The organism is Thermoactinomyces sp. CICC 10522, assembly GCF_016055075.1.
GTDB lineage: Bacteria > Bacillota > Bacilli > Thermoactinomycetales > Thermoactinomycetaceae > Thermoactinomyces_A > Thermoactinomyces_A daqus.
Genome location: NZ_JAECVY010000057.1, coordinates 1 through 1,173 on the forward strand (window position 1 = coordinate 1; position 1,173 = coordinate 1,173).

At 55.8% G+C, this 1,173-nt stretch carries 1 protein-coding gene; it reads right to left on the reverse strand.

The features are described 5' to 3' along the window. Positions 1–1,173, reverse strand: a 1,173-nt coding sequence (gene istA / locus I8U18_RS17560; RefSeq protein ID WP_198065181.1) for an IS21 family transposase, incomplete at both ends; no start/stop codon positions are given.

A 1,173-nucleotide genomic window follows, 5' to 3' on the forward strand; every position in this document is an offset into this window, starting at 1 on the left:
TGATCTCGCCCCCATCAAGCTCTCATACACCTCGAGTGAGCGCACTTCCACTTCGTGATGCGGGATTTGTTTTGCACGCGGTCGGGGGACAGGGAGTCCCTGTGCGGTCACAAGCCCTTTGTACTGGTTAGGGCAAGGGACAACGGCTCTGGATTTTCCCACTTTTTCATGACGAGTAATCTGTTTCGAACCAATCCAAATTTCCACATGGCCGTTCCGTTCACAGACCGTTGCTTCACGACCGCTGTAGTGCCAGGGGACCCCATATCGTACTCCGTCATAACTGACGAACCCGTCTTGACTGACACGGCGTCTTTCGCGCAGATACGGGTTCCAGCGGTCGAGGTCAGGAAGCAGCTTTAGATTTTCCTGCTTCAGACGGTCACAAGGTCGCTCGCCAGTCGTTCCATGAACACGCCGGTTTTTCTCGTCACACCACGCCGCAGCTTGCCGGTTCAGATCTTCCAGATCGATGAAGCGGCGCCCCGGCAGGAAGTTTTCCTTTACAAACCGGATGCTGCGTTCCACCTTGCCCTTGGTTTGCGGACGCCGAACGCGGCATACCCGCGGGATAAACCCTGCTGTTGCCGCGAAGTCGGCAAACAGCCCATGCCACCGGGGCTTTCGGTCGTCCCCCATGCCCAAGATCACCGTTTTCATTCGATCCGTTAGAACTATGTCTGGAATCCCGCCGAAATACTCAAATGCATGAACCAGGCAGCGGAGGAAACTGTGGATGTCGCAGCGCTTGGCAAACTCCACATAGATCGCTCGGGAGTAGCCGAGAACCATGACAAACACAGGCACTTTGTGGACTTGACCCTCCGGATCCACGTATTCACAGATCCCCCAGTCTACCTGGGCTTGTTCCCCAGGGCGGGTTTCATACCGTTGAACTGCAGGGAGCTGTTTGGGAGGACGGAAGTCCTTGACATAGTCTTTAAGAATAGTTCGACCGCCTTGGTAGCCTTGCTCACGGAGAAACCGGAAAAGGACTTCGCAGTTGTAGATGCCTTGATCCATGTACTGGTGCAGAAGCGGCTTGAAGGGATCCAACTTGGATGGCCGTTTTCGCCGGGGCTTCCGCTCCGGAAGCCCCTCTGCACGAAGATACCGCCGGACGGTATTGCGGGCATGTCCCGTTTCTCTCGAAATCGCCCGAATACTCTTGCC